Genomic DNA, 18,155 nt, shown 5'->3' on the forward strand with positions numbered 1-18,155 from the left:
ACTCTGCGGAGGACCACTTCAGCCACGGGGAAGGGGGTCGGATGCCACGGCCTGGAGACTGGGACGCGATCGGCCTCGGCAGCGACCCCACGCCCGGCGACCCCGAGAAGATCAAGTCGCTCGCCGACGGTCTGCAGAAGATGGGCGGCAAGGCGCGGGAGATCATCGACGCCATCGAAGCCGTGATGAACAAGAACGACGACAGCGTGTTCGTCGGCAAGACGGCCGAGGCGCTCCGCGGCAAGGTGGACGGCCGGTTGCGCGGCCATGTCGAGGACGTGGCGTCCGCGTTCGAGACCTCGGCCCAGGCGCTGCGGGACTGGCGCGACGTGGTGATCGAGCAGCAGGGCAAGGCCGACGCCGCGCTGGCGGCCGGCCGCGGGCTGTCCGAGGACGACCCGGACCGCGACACCCACAAGGAGACCGCCAAGTCGGCCGGTGAGTACCAGTCCGAGCAGGCCTCGACCTACGCGGGCAAGATCAACGGGGTCTCCGACATCCAGCTGCCGATCTCGGAGTGCGAGGCGTTCTGGGAAGCCTTCAAGTGGCTGGCGATCATCCTGATCATCCCGGCGCTGATCTTCGGCGGCCCGATCGCGCTGATCGCGCTGGGGGTGAACCTGGCCCTGTTCATCAAGACGATCGTCGACGTCGCCAAAGGGGACGCGAGCTTCCTGGACCTGTTCCTGGCCGGCCTCGGGCTGATCGCGCCGACCACCAAGGCGCTGCCGATCTTCAGCATCATGAAGGCGGTCGGGTCCGGGATCGGGGCCGGGGTCAAGGGCATCACCCAGGGCATCAAGACCATCTTCAACGGGAACTTCACCTTCAAGGGCCTGCTCACCGGGCTGAAGGGGCTGACCGGGCTCGGCACCCTGTCGATCACCGAGACCGGCCTGTTCGTGATCAAGAACATCCACAACTTCCCGGTCACGGCGGCGAACTTCGTCAACAACTTCGGCAAGATCAGCCTCACCGGGATCAGCAAGCTGACGACCGGCATCGCCGCCATCCCGCCGGCGCTCGGCCGCGGCTTCTCGGTGGTCGTGAACGGCATCAAGACCGGTCTGTCCGGGACCTGGAACTTCACCAAGGCGCACTTCGGCAACCTGCAGTGGACCAGGATCTTCCTGCCGGTCGCGGGGGACGAGATCCGGGCCTTCAAGGCGCTCGGGTTCACCAACTTCCAGTCCTTCGCCAAGGCGCTGAAGATCGGTGTGTTCGACCGCGGCGTGCTGGGCAAGAACGTGTTCGGGCTGCCGCAGGTCCCGAAGGTGAGCCCGGCGATCCAGACCGACACCGGCGGTGGGAAGACCGGTGCCTGGCACGACTTCAAGGCGCAGCTGCTGAAGCCGGTCGAGCTGGTCCCGCTGAACTTCAAGGGACCGAGCGAGGCGATCGGCGCCGGCTTCCGCGGTGGCAACCTGACCGTCGACCTGCCGGACCTGATCCCGCTCCGCAACGGCGACTTCGGCAAGACCGTGACGCCGACCATCACCACGCCCGGCGGCCTGGAGGTCCCGGCGAACGCGGGCCTGCAGATCCCGAACGTCCCGCCCGGCGTGGTGAACCCGGCCGCCGGCGCCGGGACGCCGCAGATCCCGACGACGGCGCTCACCAACGTGACCACGCCGCAGGCCGGTGTCGCGATCCGGCCGATCGACGTCGCCACCGGCGCGACCCCGCCGGCGGTGCACGTGAACAACACGGCGCTCGCGAACATCGGCACCACGAACGTCCCCGCGCCGCACGTCAACAACGTCGCCATCGGTACCACCGGGGTCACCGGGGTCCCGACCCCGCACGTCGGGACCCCGGAGGTCGGAGCGACGCACCTGGGGACGACCAACGTGCAGACGCCGGCGCTGAACAACCTCGGCTCGTTGCACGTCTCGAACCCGTCGGGCTCGACCGGCCTGACCGATCTGGCCGGGACCTCGATCCGGGCCAACCCGCCGACGGTGACCTCGCACTTCGGCCAGCAGATCTTCGACGGCGCGGCGAACGGCTTCCACGCCGGCCAGATCCGGTCGATCGCCCACGAGCTCTTCGGTACGCCCAACGGCCCGACCTTCAGCGGTACCCACTCGGTCCCGTCGCCGGTCGCCGACCGGATCAGCGCCGCCCTCGACCTGGTCCACAATCCGGGTGCGGTGTCCCAGGGCGTCACCCCGCCCCCGGTCGGCGCGGTGAAGCCCGGGGCCGACGTGACCGTCAATCCGAACCTGGCCGGCGCCGACCTCAAGGCGACACCCCCGGTCGTCACGAGGGTCGACAACCCGGGTCTGGCCGGGTCCCAGACCGCGCCGGTTCCGCCGACGGTCAACGTGCAGCAGGTCGCGGTACCGACGCGGGCCGTCGACCTCGACGTCCAGCCGACCACCGTGCACACCACCGGGCCCAACCCGAAGCAGGACCTGCCCGGAAACGCCGGTTCGCAAGAGCACACCCCGACGATCCTGGTCGGTGACAAGCCGTTGCCCACCGCAACGGCACCGGTGGAGAGCCTCGGCCAGGTCGGGATCCCCGGGCACGCGCCGACCCCGGGCCAGGCGCTGGAGACCCAGCTGGTCCCGGTCGCCCCGAAGGCCACCAACCTGGTCCACGACCCCGGGTACTCGCTGGCCAAGGGCGCCGACATCGCCACCTCGGGGATCGGCACGAACACGATCGCCAGCCGGGCCGAGATCCCGCTGACCGGGATCCCGGACCGCCCGGCCGTCGTCGTCAAGGTCGAGCGCACCGCGGGCGGGATCTCCAACTACCACCTGTACGGGGGTGGCCCGAACGGCCGGATGGACGTGCTGGCCGGCGGCAACATCCGGTTCACCGACAGCGCGACCGGGACCACGATCCGGTTCGACAGCAGCGGTCTCAAGCTCGACGAGGGGCTGCGGCTCACCCGGGCCGACGGGATCCTGCGGCCGGACGATCACGTCCTGGTCCCGGGCGGCGTGAACGGCGAGCTCAAGGTCACCACGATCAGCGGCGACGCCGTCCCGGGTGGACCGGGCGTGCGGCAGCTCGACAGCGGCGAGATCCAGCTGATCGACTCCCAGGGCATCAGCTCGGTCTACACCGCGCAGGGCAAGTTCCAGAGCCAGGCGGTCAGCTCGACCTGGGACAACGACCTCGCGGCCAGGGCCGGGGTGTTCCGCAAGCCGGGCGACGACGACCTCGCGGTCAACGCCAAGATGGACGAATTCGGCCAGGTCCAGCGGGCCCAGGCCAAGTTCGACGCCGCGGTCGACGACGTCGCGATCCATGGGCACCGGATCGACGGGCCGTCCTCCGGGCCGTCGGTCGGCGACAAGGTGCACCTGGACCTGCGCGCCGCCGAGGCCGATCTGTCCGCGGCGAAGGCGGAGTTCGCAGGCAAGCACGGGATGGATGCCGACGGCCTCCAGCAGCAGCTCGACGAGCTGACGCTGGAGTCGCTGAAGGAGCGGCCGCGGCTGCTCGGCGGTATGGACGGACGGTCCACCGACTCGGTCACCCCACCGCCTCCGCCCCCGCTCCCCGCGGCGTCCCACACCGCGCCGCCACCACCCCCGCCTCCGCTTCCCGCGGCGTCCCACACCGCGCCGCCGCCACCTCCGCCCGCACCGGCCGTGGTGAACCGCGGTCCCGCGCCCGGCGGCTCCGCCGTCGATCGGCCGGTGCAGGTGCCGGCGCCGGCGTTCCGGAAGGAGTTCGACAGCGCCTCCTACGGGTCCGAGAGCGAACTGCGCGGCTTCGTGGTGGCGATGCCGGTGGGTACCGACCGGACCTTCGCGTTCGTCAAGCGGGTCGACACCGACGAGCCGGTGGTCATGGTCACCAAGGACATGAACAACGGCAAGTACGGGAACCCGGCGGACCTGCCGGACGTGGCCGCCGGCGGCAAGGAGTGGCGGACCCACACCGTGGAGCTGGTCACCTACCCGGGCAAGGTGGGGGACGAGGCCGCGGCCGGCGTCGCCGACGACGCGACCGACTTCCTGCTCGACGTGTTCAAGGGCCGGCTGAACACCGCGAACCACAAGCCGATGGAGCCGGTGCGCAGTCCGGACGGACGGTTCGAGCTGCAGATCTCGAACAACCGGCACGTCCTGGCCGGCGGCGCCGGGATGGCCCTGGACGACGTGGGCTCGGTGCAGATGCCGGTGACCGGGCAGCAGATCACGGTCGGGGTGAAGGCCTCCGACTTCGGCGGCGGCGCGACCAACGAACTCCGGCTGCTGGCCGACAACCCCTGGTACAAGGCGGAGTTCCGGAACGACGCCGCATTGGTGGCTCTGGGCAACAAGCTGGACGACCCGGACGCGGTGGCGGGTGCTTACACGTACCTGAAGTCGATCATGACGTTCACCTCGCAGCAGGTGGAGAAGCACGGCATCTCGATCGGCGAGTTCCCGGGTGCGACGAACCGGAGCCTGACCGACCCGGCGGTGAAGAACGACTGGGGTGTACTGCCGCGGACGCAGCCGAAGATCGTCCTCGAGTCGCTGTCCGACGGCGACCGGCTCGCGACGCTCAAGCTCTTGCGGGACACCCCCGCGCCCGGTGATCAGCTGGCCTGGAAGGAGGTCAAGGCGTACCTGCTCGGTGGTGGCGAGGTGGCCGGGCACGGCATCAACGACGCCGTCATCGCCGGGGAGAAGGCGCTGCTGTTCGAGTTCCGCTCCGTACCGGACGGGCTGAAGCACCTGGTCCCGCAGCAGAAGGTCCCGGTCGTGACGGTGACCGACGCGCTCGCGGACCTCGGCGCCGGGCGGCCGCAGGCGGTCAAGGACATCAACGCGTTCGTCCGCGACCCGGATCAGGCCGACGCGTTGGCGAACTGGTACCGGGGAGAGTTCCCGGACAAGGCGGACTGGTCCACCGGCAAGATCGTGAAGGTCAGTACGGCGCCGCAGAAGGCCGAGTGGCTGATCACGACCAACCCGGCGAAGTGGGAGGAGATCACCGGGACCCCGGCGCCGCCGCGCCCGGAGACCGACCTCACCGGCAGGCCGCCGGACCTGGACCTCAAGGGAAAGCAACCGGAGATCGACGTCAACGGCAAGCAGCCCGAGATCGATGTCAAGGGCAAGCAGCCGGAGACCGGGTCGGTCCAGCAGACCGTGGACGACGTGACCCTGGATCCGTTGAAGGAGCAGCCGCGTCCGGCCCGGCCGATCACGCAGTCGTTCGACGAGGCCTGGCAGAACGACTTCGCCGCCAAGGCCGGGGTGTTCCGCAAGCCTGGTGACACCGACGCGGTCGTCTCCGTCCGGATGGACGACTTCCGCGAGGTCCAGGTCGCGCAGGCGAGGCTCGACGTCGCCCTCGACGACCTGGCCGCGCTGGGTCACCGCGGTGACGGCCCGTCGAACGGTCCCGCGGTCGGCCTCGACGTGGAGGCCGCCGTCCAGCGGGCGGGGAACGAGCTGGACATCGCGACGGCGACCTTCGAGACCAAGCACGGGATGAAGGTCGACGGGATCCAGCAGCAGCTGGACGACCTCATCACCGAGTCCCTCAAGGACCGGCCGCGGCTGCTCGGTGCGGGATCACAGCAGGTCGTCGTACCGGGTGGTGGTGCCACCTTCAGCTTCGACGGCACCAGGGCGAACTTCAGCGGCGGGCGCGCCGGCGAGTACGACAGTGTGCTGACCGGCAACACGCTCACGGTCTCGACCGACGACGGCCTGCGGACGCTGACCTTCCAGCTCAACCGCCGGACCGGCGAGCCGATGCTGACCGGAGACGACCTGGTACTGAGCGGTGGTGGCAGCGCCAACGGTCACCGGCTGACCGTGGACATCGACGCCGGCCTGCCGCAGACCACCTGGGTCCCCGACGGCCAGGGCGGGCGGCTGGGCGTCACCTTCTCCGGCTCCACGGGCGAGTTCCGGGTCCCGTCGGCGCACGGACCGGAGTTCTACGACCGGGCCGGGAACTTCCTCCGGGTCGAGCCGGGCGTGGCCGGTCCGCGGCCCGCGATCAACCTGCCGACCCGGCTGGACGGTGACGAGGCAGGTCAGGCGCAGTGGCTCGCGCAGGTCGACCTGTCCCGGACCCACCTGGCGGCGATCGACCAGGTCGACGGCGTGCGCCGGTTGATGCTCCAGATCCGCGAAGGCGCGTTCACCAACAAGCGGTTCTTCGGTGGTTTCCTCGACCCGGACGCGGTGCGGTCCTTCGGTGCCGATCGGTTGATCGAGGCCGTGGACGACTTCAACCGGGCGGCCGACGACCTGCTCGGCCAGGGACCGATCGGGAGGACCAAGGTCTACCGCGGCCTGTCGATGGACCCGGTGGCCGCGCAGGCGGACGAGTTCGTCGAGCGGTTGCCGATCTCCACGTCGAGCGCCTGGGACTTCCAGCCTTCGACCTGGTCGAAGAGCGCCGGCGCCCCGCAGAACCGGGTCGTCCTCGAGATCGACGTCCCGCCCGGGCACGGCAAGCTGGCGATGTCGTACCCCGGGGGGTACACCCCGGGTGCGGCCGAGGCGAAGGCGCTGAACCAGGAGCAGTTCGAGGTGACGCTGTCGCCGACCGTGCTGAAGCGGACCGGTGAGTCGTTCGAGCGCGACGGGCTGACCGTCATTCCGGTCAAGGCCGAGCAGATCCCGTCGGACCAGGTCGACGAGCTGATCCTCGAGCGGTGGAGCGGCATGCCGTCGGCCGAGGCGTTCGGGCACTTCGGGAAGGCGTTCGACCAGGCGAATCTGCGGAAGTTCGCGAACCTGTCCGACGTCACCGCGACGTCCAAGCTCAGCGACGACGGCCTGGTGAACACGATCACCGTCAGCAAGCCCGGCTTCGACGGGAACGAGCTGACCATCACGGTCACCCGGAACGTCGAGGACGACGCGGTGACGGTGACCTCGACCGCGGACGGCGTCACCAGTACCAGGGGTCCGTGGAGCGGCGACGAGTTCGGCTCCATCGCCACCGATCTGCGGGCCGGCACGCTGCACGACAACGACCTGTTCGTCGGGATGTCGAAGCCCGCGGACTGGCACGGCAACGGCTCGTTCAACCCGCGGTGGGACCAGGATCTGGCCCTCAAGGCCACGGTGTTCCGTCGGCCGGGCGACACCGATGCGATGGTCGACGCCCGGATGGAGGACTTCGCCCGGCTGCAGCAGACCGACACGAACTTCCAGCAGGCGCAGCGGACCTTCGACCTGCACGGGGATCGCGCCGACGGGCCGGCCTCCGACCTGCCGGTCGGCGAGCAGGTCCGGATCGACCTGGACGCCGCGAAGACCACGTTCAAGCGCAAGCACGACGTCGAGTTCGACGACGTCCGGGGCGAGCTCGACCAACTGCCGAAGCGGGCCAAGCTGGACGGGGCGGGCCGGTCGTTCGAGGTCCCCGGCGGGGGTGTCTCGTACCAGGTCGACGGGGCGACGGTCACGTTCACCGGTAGCCGCGCGGACTCGTTCACCGGCTCGGTCAACGGCCGCGAGGTGACGGTCTCCGAGCTCGGCGGCACCGGGGACGTGGTCCGGAGCTGGACGTTCCGGCAGGGCTTCGGCCGGCCGAACCTGATCGGCCAGAGCTTCCACCTCGTCGACGGTCCACTGGCCGGCAGGTTCGGCGCGGCCACCGGGATGGCGGGCAAGCTGGACGGCGCCCTGGACGATCTCGGTGGCGGCCTGCCGGTCAAGGTGTCCGGTGACGACCTGGTCGTGGCGGCCCCGGGTGGCGTCTTCAAGTACGACCGGAGCGGCACCTTCCAAGGCCAGGTCACGCACACCGGCGACCAGCTCGGCCGGCCGGTCCCGCCGCCGGACGTGACCGACGCGAACCGCTGGACCGCGCAGGCCGAGCTGTCCCGGACCCATCTCGGCGAGGCGGCGAACACCAAGGCCGTCGAGAACCTGATGAAGGACGTGATGGGTGGCTCCTTCACGTCCAAGCGCGGCTACGAGGGGTACGTGAACCCGAGCGCGCTGGCCGACGGCACCCTGGTCACCAAGGTCCGCACCTTCCACTCGGTCACCCAGGATCTGCTCACCAAGGGCCCGGCCGACCACGTCACCGTGTACCGCGGGGTGTCGATGGACCCGGCCGCGGCGAAGGCGACCAGCTTCACCGAGCGGTTGCCGATCTCGACCTCCAGCACGATGAAGTTCCAGGACGAGTGGGCCAAGAACGGCGTACTGAGCAACCGGGTCGTCTTCGAGATCGACGTCCCGCCGGCGCACAACAAGCTCGCGCTGTCGTACCCGGACGGCTACCAGCGCGGCGCCGACGAGGCGAAGGCGTGGAACCAGGACCAGTTCGAGGTCACCCTGGCCCCGACGACCCTGGTCCGCACCGGCCCGTCCAGGGTGGAGAACGGGATGACCGTCGTCCCGGTCCGGGCCGAGCAGATCCCGCCCGCCCGGTACGACGAGATGATCACGGCGAAGTGGTCCGGGTTGCCGGCCGAAACCGCCTTCGACGACTTCGGCCGCGCGTTCTCGGCGGACGGGCTGCGCAAGTTCGACGGGATGGCCGACGTGTCGGTGCACTCGACGCTGAGCCCGGACGGACTGGTCCGCACGATCCACGTCAGCAAGCCGGGCGTGGCCGAGCAGATGGTGATCACCGTGACCCGCGAGGGCGACTCGGTCCGGGTCACCAGCGGGCAGTTGCACGGGGACTTGGTCTTCGACAAGGCGTGGAGCAAGGCGGAGTTCGCGCACATCGCGACCGACCTGCGCGGTGGTGTGCTGCACAACAGCGAGCAGTTCGCCGGACGGATCGAGCCGGCCGCTTGGAAGAACGCGGGTTCGCCGCAGCCGATCTCGCAGGTGTGGGACGCCGAGAACGCTGCCCGGGTCGACCTGTTCCGCCGGGTCGGTGACACCGACGCGGACCTCACCACCCGGCTCGACGACTTCGGCCGGGTCCAGCGGGCGTACGACGACTACCGCGCGGCCGGCGCCAAGTACGACGAACTGGGCGAGCGGGTCGACGGTCCGTCGAGCGGTCCCTCGCTCGGCGAGAACGCGCTGCAGGATCTGCGGGCAGCGTCCGACCGGTTCACCGCGCTGAAGGGGTCGTTCGACGCGAAGCACGGGATGCAGTTCGACACCGTGCGGGCGCAGTTGGACGACCTGCTCGCGGCCTCGATCCAGGACCGCCCGCGCCTCGTCGGTGGCGCACCGACCCGGCCCGAGGGCAGCTCGGTCCGAATGAACCCGATGGCCGACACGACCGTCCGGGCGCATGATCTCCCGGGCGACGTCCGGGTCACCGTGCAGGGCAGCACGGTCATCTCGATCGACGCTCCGCGTGGTGGCCAGATCGACGTCCAGCACACCGGGTCCTCGGTGTCGGTGACCAAGCTGACCCCCGAGGGCAGCGTGGCGCACTCCTGGGAGTACCGGCCGACGCGCCGCGGCGGGCTGGTGCTGACCGGGGAGTCGCTGCAGCTCAACGGCGACGTCCTCAACGGGCAGTGGCTCCGGATGACAGACGAGGGCTTCAGCGGCAGCCTGTACGCGGGGACGATCAAGGACCTGGACGGCGTGCACTGGCCCGTCAAGGCGAACGGCGACACCATCTCGATCGCCTCGCCGGGCGGCACCCTGAAGTACGACCGGGCGACGGGCGCGTTCCGCCAGCTCGACCAGGGCGTCACCGCGGACGCGCCGACGCCGGTAGCGGCCCACTTGCAGGATCCGGTGGCCGCACAGCGCTGGGCCGACAACGTGCAGCTGTCCCGGACCCACCTGGCCGCCGCGCAGGCCGACGACACGATCCTGACCTTGATGGACGACGTCACGAACTCTGCCTTCACCTCGCACCGCGGGTACGGCGGCTTTGTCGACCTGTCGACGACGAACGCCAACGACCTGATCAGCAAGGTGGATGAGTTCGTCACCACGGCCACCCAGACCGCGTTCCACGGCCCCAACCCGCGCGTCACGGTGTACCGCGGGATGTCGCTCGACCCGATGGCGGCGAAGGCGGACGAGTTCGTCGAGCGGTTGCCGTCCTCGACGTCCAACGGGCTGGAGTTCCAGCGGACCTGGGCGGACAACGGCGTCAAGGGCAGCCGGGTCGTGTTCGAGATCGACGTCCCGCCGCAGCACACCAAGCTCGCGATGGCCTACCCGGAGCGGTACCGGCCGGGTGACGGGGACGCGCCGGCGGTGAACCAGGCGCAATACGAGGTGACGCTGGCGCCGACCAGGCTGATCCGGACCGGCGAGAACCGGCCGATGGGCGACCTGACCGTCATCCCGGTCCGCGCCGAGCAGTTGCCCTCGGCCCAGTACGACCGCCTGATCCGCGAGGAGTGGCCGGGACTGGGCTCGCGGACCGCGTTCGACGACTTCGCCGAGGCGCTGTCGGGCGACGCGCTGCGCAAGTTCCAGGGGCTGCGGGACGTGTCGGTCACCTCGGCGATCCGGCCGGACCGGCTGGAGAACGTGATCCGGGTGACCAAACCGGGTACCGACGACCGGCTGGTGATCACGGTGACCCGCGACGTCGACGCCGATGCCGTGTCGGTGGTCGCGCGGTTCAACGGCGAGCGGTTCTTCGGCGGGACCTGGAGCGGGACGGACTACGCCCGGTTCGCGACCGACCTGAAGTCCGGGCTGCTGCACAACAGCGACGTGTTCGCCGGCAAGCTGGCGCCGACGGCCTGGCGGCGGATGCCGGAACCGATCGGCCAGCCGAACGCGCGCGACCTGACCGCTTTCACCGGCCGGCCGCGGACCGGGGTGGTCCCGGGCACGGACCTGCGGATCCGGCTCGCGGACGAGGGTCTCTCGCTGACCGGGACGACGGCCGGGTTCCGGTCCGAGCTCACGGCGGACAACCTGGTCGCGGTGCACCGGCTGGGCGACGACGGTGTCAGCAGCGTCGAGACCTGGCTGTTCAAGCCTTTCGGCGGCAAGCTCGTACCGATCTCCGACGAGTTCGCGCTCGTCGGCGGAGGCCTCGACGGCCGGTCGGTGACGCTGTCGCTGAGCCCCGGCGGAGTACCCAAGTCGGCCCAGGTGGTCGACGCGCTCGGTCAGCCGTGGCCGGTCAAGATCACCGACGACGGCCTGATCGTCGCGACGCCGGACGGCCCGCAGGTGTACGCCCGCAGCGGGTCCTTCCAGACGCCGCACCCGACCTCGACCCCGCTCGCCCCGGCCGCACTTCCCGACGGGTTCGCCGGGGACGCGGCCCGTTGGAACAACGCGCTCGACGCGTCCCGCCTGCACCTGACCGAGGCGCTGGACAAGAGCACCGGGGTGCACGCGATGATCCGCAAGGTGCAGACCGCGGCCTTCACCGGCAAGCGCGGGTACGGCGGCTTCGTCAAGGATCCCGAGGCGATGATCGACGACACGGTGCGGTTCCACGACGTCACCCAGGAGCTGCTGTTCAAGGGCCCGGACCGCCCGATCACCTTGTACCGCAGCGTCGACATGGACCAGGCGACCGCGTCCGGCCACCAGTTCGTCGAGCGGCTGCCGAGCTCGACCTCGCAGGATCTCGCCTTCCAGGTCGAGTGGACCCGCAAGGGCCTGCCGGAGAACACCTACGTCTTCGAGATCGACGTCCCGGCCGGGCACGGCAAGCTGGCGATGTCGTACCCACCGGGGTACCAGCGGCTCGACACCGACCCACCCGCGCTGAACCAGGCCCAGTCGGAGGTGACGCTCGCGCCGACCACGCTGGTCCGGACCGGCGACACCAAGGAGGTCGTGGTCGACGGGGTGACGCTGAAGGTGATCCCGGTCGAGGCGGTCCAGATCCCGGCCGACAAGCTCCGCCGGTTCCTCCGCGAGCCGTGGCCGGGGATGCCGCTGACGACCGCGTACGACGACCTGGTCCGCGCCTTCGACCAGCAGGCGATCGGCAACTGGCCCGGGTACAAGTACGCCGTGGTCCGGACCGAGACGAGTGCCGACGGCAACCTGACCACGCTGACCGTGAGCCGGCCGGGTTCCACCGACGAGCTGACCGTCACGGTCACCCACGACACGGCCGCCGGGACGGTCGGGGTGAAGTTCGCCGGCGGTGCCCGCGAGATCACCAAGGGACCCTGGGAGAGCACCGAGCTGGGCGGGATCGCGGCCAAGCTGCGCAGCACGATCCTGCACGACAGCGACGAGTTCGCCCCGCTGCCGCGGCCCGCTTCCTGGCCGGAGGACGTGGTCGAGGTGCAGATCCAGCAGCTCCCCGGTGACGTCAAGGTCAAGGTGGAGAACACCGGCCTGAGCATCACCCACGAACTGGTCGATCCCAACGTGGGCACCAAGCTGGAATCCCTGCCTGGTGGCCGTTTCGACGTCACCGAGGGCAACCGCACCTTCCGCTACGACACCGACGGCACGCTGATTCGCGAGGTCACGGACCTGGATCCGCTCGGCGCCGGGCAGCTCGGTTCGCGGGTCACCCGTGACCCCGACGGGACGATCACCTGGACCGACAGGTCCGGTACCCCGACGACGACGCCGCACCAGGTCACGATCGACGCCCAGGGCGGTGTCCGGATCGAGCTGCAGGCGCCCGGCAGCCCGCGCCACGGCGAGTACCACCAGTACTCGCGGACCGGTCAGCTCACCGAGCAAGGTTTCCCGGTCGTGCGCAACGGCCAGGCCACCGAGTACCAGTACGTGGTGGACCGCGTCGCCGGGACCTGGAGCCGGACCGGTGGTTCGACGGACCACGTCGGGACCGGTGGCTTCCTGCACGGCAAGGTCGAGATCGCCGGGACCGGCAACGGCAACGTGAAGCTGCTCAGCTCCACCGCCAAGGAGGTGCAGGTCTTCGAACGCCGCTGGTTGCCCGACGGCACCGTCCTGGACAGCTTCCGGCGGACCGACACGCTCGGCTTCGGTAACTTCGACCGCCGGACCACCTGGGCCACGTACGACAGCGCCGGCGCGATGACGAACTGGGGCAAGCGCCACCACGACACCGGCGGCTTCTCCTTCAGCGACGTCGACCACACCGGCCGGACCGTGCGGCACTACGAGCAGGGGCTGCAGAAGTACGACAACCCGATCGCCGAACAGGTCGGCCCGATGGGCAAGGCCGAGAAGGAGATCACCGGGCACGTACTCGCGATCCGCGGCACCGACAACACCTGGACCTGGAACCGGTTCGACGCCGAAGGCGGCCTGGTCGCGTCCGGGCCGCGGACCTGGGAGAGCGTCGGCGACGGCTTCACCGACCGGGTCACGATCGGTACCGGGACCGAGGTCGCGCAGCAGAAGTGGGGCACCTTCCACGGCGTCGACCGGGCCCGCCAGTACCAGGAGTACAAGCTCGAGAACGGGACCGACGGGCTGACCCGGTCCGGCGAGTTCGAGGTCCGGGGGACCGGCGACAAGCCGATCGGCAGCGGGAAGACGCTGGCGAACGGCGACCTCGTCGTGGCCACCCGGGTCGGCGAGCAGCGGCCGCCGGTGTGGTTCCGCGAGCTGGTGCAGGACAACAACCGCACGTTCGACGGGTACACCGCGCACATCGCGAAGGATCAGCAGTACCAGATCCACCGCTGGGAGACGACCGGTGCCGGCGGCAACCAGCGGGGGATCCGCTACCAGGCCGGCGACGAGTCGTTCGTCGACGTCGACCTGGCCGGGAACTTCGTCCGGTTCGAGGGCAAGCTGCACGACGGCAGCAAGCTCAAGGTCGGGGACCAGGTCACTCCGCCGGAGACAGCCCTGCCGACCCTGAACGGCCGGCCGGCGAAGGCGTGGGACAACGAGACCTCGCGAGGCTGGCGGGTGTTCGACGACGACACCCGCAGCTGGGAGGACTTCGTCCGGCTGCCCGGACCGAGCCGGCCCGGCCAGGACCCGGACTGGGTACTGATCCGCAAGAGCGAGCCGGGCGGCCAGGTCCGCGAGTTCCCCGAGCCGGGCAACACCAACCTGTGGATCCAGCGCGACCCGCACGGCAACCTGGTCGGCGAGCAGCACCTGGTCCCCGGGGTCCGGGGGAACCAGCCGCCCCGCTACGTCCAGGCGACCGGGCCGGCCGACGGCTCGCGGTGGACCTGGCGGGAGCTGGACGCCACCGGGACCCCGACCGGCCCCGGCGGCGATCGCCTGCACTTCAAGGGATCCCGGGACGAGTCGATCACCTGGGACAACTCGTTCCGCGACTTCGATGCCGCGGGCAACCTGGTCCGGGACCGCCGGATGCTCGACGAGGGCCGGTACGTCGAGTCCTGGAAGTCGGCCAACAACAACTGGCACAGCGCGGAGTTCGACAAGTTCGGGAGCAGGACCGACAGCGCGATCACCTTCGACCGGCGCTGGGGTACCGGCGACGGGACCTGGTCGGCGCGCTGGAGCCAGAACGCCAAGTACCACGCGGACTTCCAGCCCGGGACCGCACAGTCGGTCCGGCAGGTCCGGTTCGAGACGCCGCAGCACCTCGGCGACGGCCGGCCGGTCCGGGTCCGGGAGTACACCGTGGATGCGAACGGCCGCTCCGATCTGGCCCAGTGGAAGGAGTTCGACTTCGACAAGATCGTCCGGGAACGGGCGCTGTCCGGAGCGAACTACCTGGAGACCGACAAGGTGCACGGCCAGTGGAAGCTCTGGGACGACACCGGCGCGGTCGTCGGTGAGCGGTCCCAGAACGGCTTGGTCTTCGAGCTCCGCGACGGCCGGCTCCGGCTGACCGGCAACGAGTTCGACTTCCGTGGCCCGTTGACCGAGTTCCGCGGCTGGAACGCGCGGATCGGTGATGCCCAGCGGCAGCCGTGGCTGATGCACTCGGACTGGTCGTTCGACGCGAAGACGTTGCGGCCGGGCCGGGACCCGCTCCGGATGGAGGCGAACTACGCCTCGTACTCGCGGCTGCTGACCCAGAAGGTGCTGCTGACCGTCGGCACGGAGTTCGTCCTCGACTACGCCGCCGGCTTGATCATCCTGGCGATCATCGCCGAGGCGCAGAACAAGCCGTTCACCGGGACCGACGCCCTCAAGGCACTGATGAGCGCCGCGGTCGGGACGACCCTGCGGACGGTCGCCGGGACCGCGCTGACCGAGACGAAGCTCGGTGGTTCGCTGCGCGAGCTGAAGTCGACGATGGGCAACCTGGACGGCGGCAAGCTGGTCACCAACCGGCCGACCAACAACAACGCCACCTGGGGCGTGGAGTGGGCGGGCAACGCCGGCGTCACCAAGTGGCGGGCCGGGACCTTCGACTACGGGCTCGGCATGTTGCTGCTGCCGCTCACCGGCCTGGTCACCGGCAGCATGAACGCGGCGATCTTCGGCGTCACCGGTCCGGACGGCAAGCCGGTGCAGCTGTCCGGCTGGGAGGCGCTGGCCGAGGGCGGGATGTCGATGGCGACCGGGTACGCGGTGGCGAACAGCCTCGGCATGGTGCGGACGATCGGGATGGGCTTCAGCGCCGGCCGGTACTTCCAGAAGGGCGGCGTCGCCGACCTGGCCGCCGGATTCGGGCTCAAGCTCTTCGAGAAGGGGATGGCACTGGGACTGCTCGGCCCGGCCCTGCGCGCGTCGATGAACCCGCCGTGGTCGCGACCGCTGGAGCTGCCGCCCAGTGTTACCGTGCCACCGCTGGAGACAACCAACTCAGGCCTGGTCCTGCCGCCCGGTGCTCAGCCGCCCGCGGCCTCCGGACCGGGCGACGGGGAGCGGTCGTGACGACTAGGTATGTGGCGCCCAAGGGCGGGCGGGGGACCTACCGGCGGATCGCCGACGCGGTCCGCGCCGCCGGCCCAGGGGATGTCGTCCTGGTCGCCGCCGGCCGCTACGAGGAGCAGGTCGTCCTGGACCGCTCCGTGGCCGTGGTCGCCGAGCAGGGTCAGGGCAGTGTCGAGCTGGTCGGGATCCGGGGCGCCGGGGAGCCGACGCTCGTGGTCGAGGGGATCGAGTGCGGGCTACGTGGTCTGGTGGTCCGGTCCGCCGACGACGGTGACACCCCGGCGATCGGGGTCTCCGGCGGCGCCGGTGTCCTGATCGAGGACTGTGCCGTCACCGGCGGCCGGATCCATGCCCGCGGCAACGAAGGTGGCAGCCAGAGCGCGGACCTGAGCGGGTACGGCGTGACCTCGGTGCTGGTGAAGCGGTCGACGCTGAGCACTGGCCGGCTGGCCGCGATGCACCTGTCCGGCCGGATCCGGGCCCAGCTCGAGGACACCACGATCGAGAAGATCGACGGCATCGGCGTCGTCCTGTCCGGGGCCGCGCAGCTGGAGGTGAACCGTCTCCGGATGACCGCGACGGCCGCGTACGGGTTCCGGCTGCGCGGCTCAGCCCGGCTGACGATGACCGACTCGGTGCTGCGCCGGACCGGGATGGCCGCCGTCCTGCTGGAGGACGGATCGACCGGTTCGTTGATGGAAGCCACGATCGACAAGGCGGGCGCGGCCGCGGTCCAGCTGGCCGGCAAGGCCAAGGCCGAGCTGACCGACTGCCGGGTGCGGGACACGCAGGCGAGTGGCCTGGTGGTCCAGGACGAGGCCGAGCTGACCATGACCGGCTGCACCGTCGCCGACTCGGGAGCGAACGGGCTGCTGATCACCGACGCGGCGCAGGCGGTGCTGACCGACACCCGGTTCGACCGGTCGGCGTTCAGCGCGCTTCACCTGGCCGGGACGACGACTGTACGGCTTGACGGCTGCCTGGTCCGGGGTGGTGCCGAGCACGGCATTCACGCGACCGACGCGGCCCGGGTCGAGGTGGACGGCTGCGGCATCACCGACGTCGGCCTGACCGCCCTGTCGGTGGTGGACGACGCGGTGGTCAGGGCCGAGGACTGCCGGATCTCCGGTGGATCGACCGGGGTGCACCTGGAGTCGAAGGCCGGGACCAGCCTGGTGGCGTGTTCGGTGACCGGGACCAAGGGGACCGGGGTCGAGCTGGCCGGCAGCGGTACGGCGCGGCTGGACGCTGTCCGGGTGAGCAAGACCAAGGCGGCCGGCGTCGTCGTCGGAAGCGGGGCGAGCGCGGAGATCTCCGGGGGCTCGATCGAGCACAGCGAAGGGTCCGGCCTGGTCGTCTGGTCCGGGGTCACGCCGACCGTGAACGGGCTGCGGGTCACCGGGGTGGCGAAGAACGGGATCTACCTCGCCGAGAAGGCCGGCGGGACGTTCACCGACTGCGACGTGGTCGGCACGAAGTACCCGGCTCTGCACCTGAGCGCGGGGAGCTCGCCGGTCCTGCGGCATCTCCGGATCCGCGACTGCGTGGGCGCGGCCGGTCTGGACGAAGGCGCGAACCCGAAGTTCGAGGACTGCACGGTCGACGGCGTACCGATGGCGGCCTCGACCCCGTCGGCCGGAGCGGCGCGGACCGGAGCCACGGCCACCGCGAACGAGCCGGGCGCCGTCCCGGAGCCGGTGCTGGACGAGAGCATGCCGCCCGAGGACGAGACCCTCGAGGACGTACTCGCCGAGCTCGACGAGCAGGTCGGCCTGGACAAGGTGAAGCGGGACGTCCAGTCGATGGTGAAGCTGATGCAGGCGGTCCGGATGCGGCAGGAGGCCGGGTTGCCGGCACCGCCGTTGAGCCGGCACCTCGTCTTCGCCGGGAATCCGGGCACCGGCAAGACCACGGTCGCCCGGTTGTACGGCCGGGTCCTGAAGGCGCTCGGCCTGCTCCGCAAGGGCCACCTGGTCGAGGTGGACCGGACCGCGCTGGTCGGCGAGTACGTGGGCCACACCGGGCCGAAGACCACGGCCGCGGTGAACCAGGCCCTCGGTGGCGTGCTGTTCATCGACGAGGCGTACTCGCTGGCGCCGGTCGGGATCGGGAACGACTTCGGTGCCGAGGCGATCGCGACGCTGGTGAAGATGATGGAAGACCACCGCGAGGACCTGGTGGTGATCGTGGCGGGGTACGTGAACGACATGGACCGGTTCATCGGGTCGAACCCGGGATTGTCGTCGCGGTTCACCCGGACGTTGCTGTTCGACGACTACTCCGCCGACGAGCTGGTGGCGATCGTGGAGTACCACGCGGGCGAGCACCAGTACGAGCTGAGCGGGGACGCGCGGACTGCGCTGGCGGAGCTGTTCCAGGTGTTGCCGCGCGGCGAGGGTTTCGGCAACGGGCGGTCGGCGCGGCAGGTGTTCCAGGCGATGACCGAGCGGCAGGCGCACCGGCTGGCCGAGCTGGCGGCGCCGACCCCGGCCCAGCTGGTCTGCCTGGAGGCGGCGGACCTGCCGACTTCGTAACACTGATTCCTGG

Annotated in this window: 2 protein-coding genes; both read left to right on the forward strand. The window is 70.5% G+C overall.

The features are described from left to right. The first annotated feature begins 41 nt into the window (after window positions 1-41). Window positions 42-15,608 carry an actin cross-linking domain-containing toxin gene (locus FB561_RS09985; protein WP_145805295.1) on the forward strand — a complete coding sequence of 5,189 codons (15,567 nt, stop codon included), beginning with the start codon at window positions 42-44 and terminating at the stop codon, window positions 15,606-15,608. After that, window positions 15,605-18,142 carry a right-handed parallel beta-helix repeat-containing protein gene (locus FB561_RS09990; RefSeq protein WP_145805297.1) on the forward strand — a complete coding sequence of 846 codons (2,538 nt, stop codon included), beginning with the start codon at window positions 15,605-15,607 and terminating at the stop codon, window positions 18,140-18,142. The genes FB561_RS09985 and FB561_RS09990 overlap by 4 nt, the downstream gene beginning before the upstream one ends. Window positions 18,143-18,155 lie beyond the last annotated feature (13 nt).

Origin of the sequence: Kribbella amoyensis (assembly GCF_007828865.1) — a bacterium.
Classification (GTDB): domain Bacteria; phylum Actinomycetota; class Actinomycetes; order Propionibacteriales; family Kribbellaceae; genus Kribbella; species Kribbella amoyensis.

Excerpts from the sequence above, each read along its gene's own strand:
- FB561_RS09985 (WP_145805295.1), top strand. The coding sequence starts at position 42 with ATGCCACGGCCTGGAGACTGGGACGCGATCGGCCTCGGCAGCGACCCC.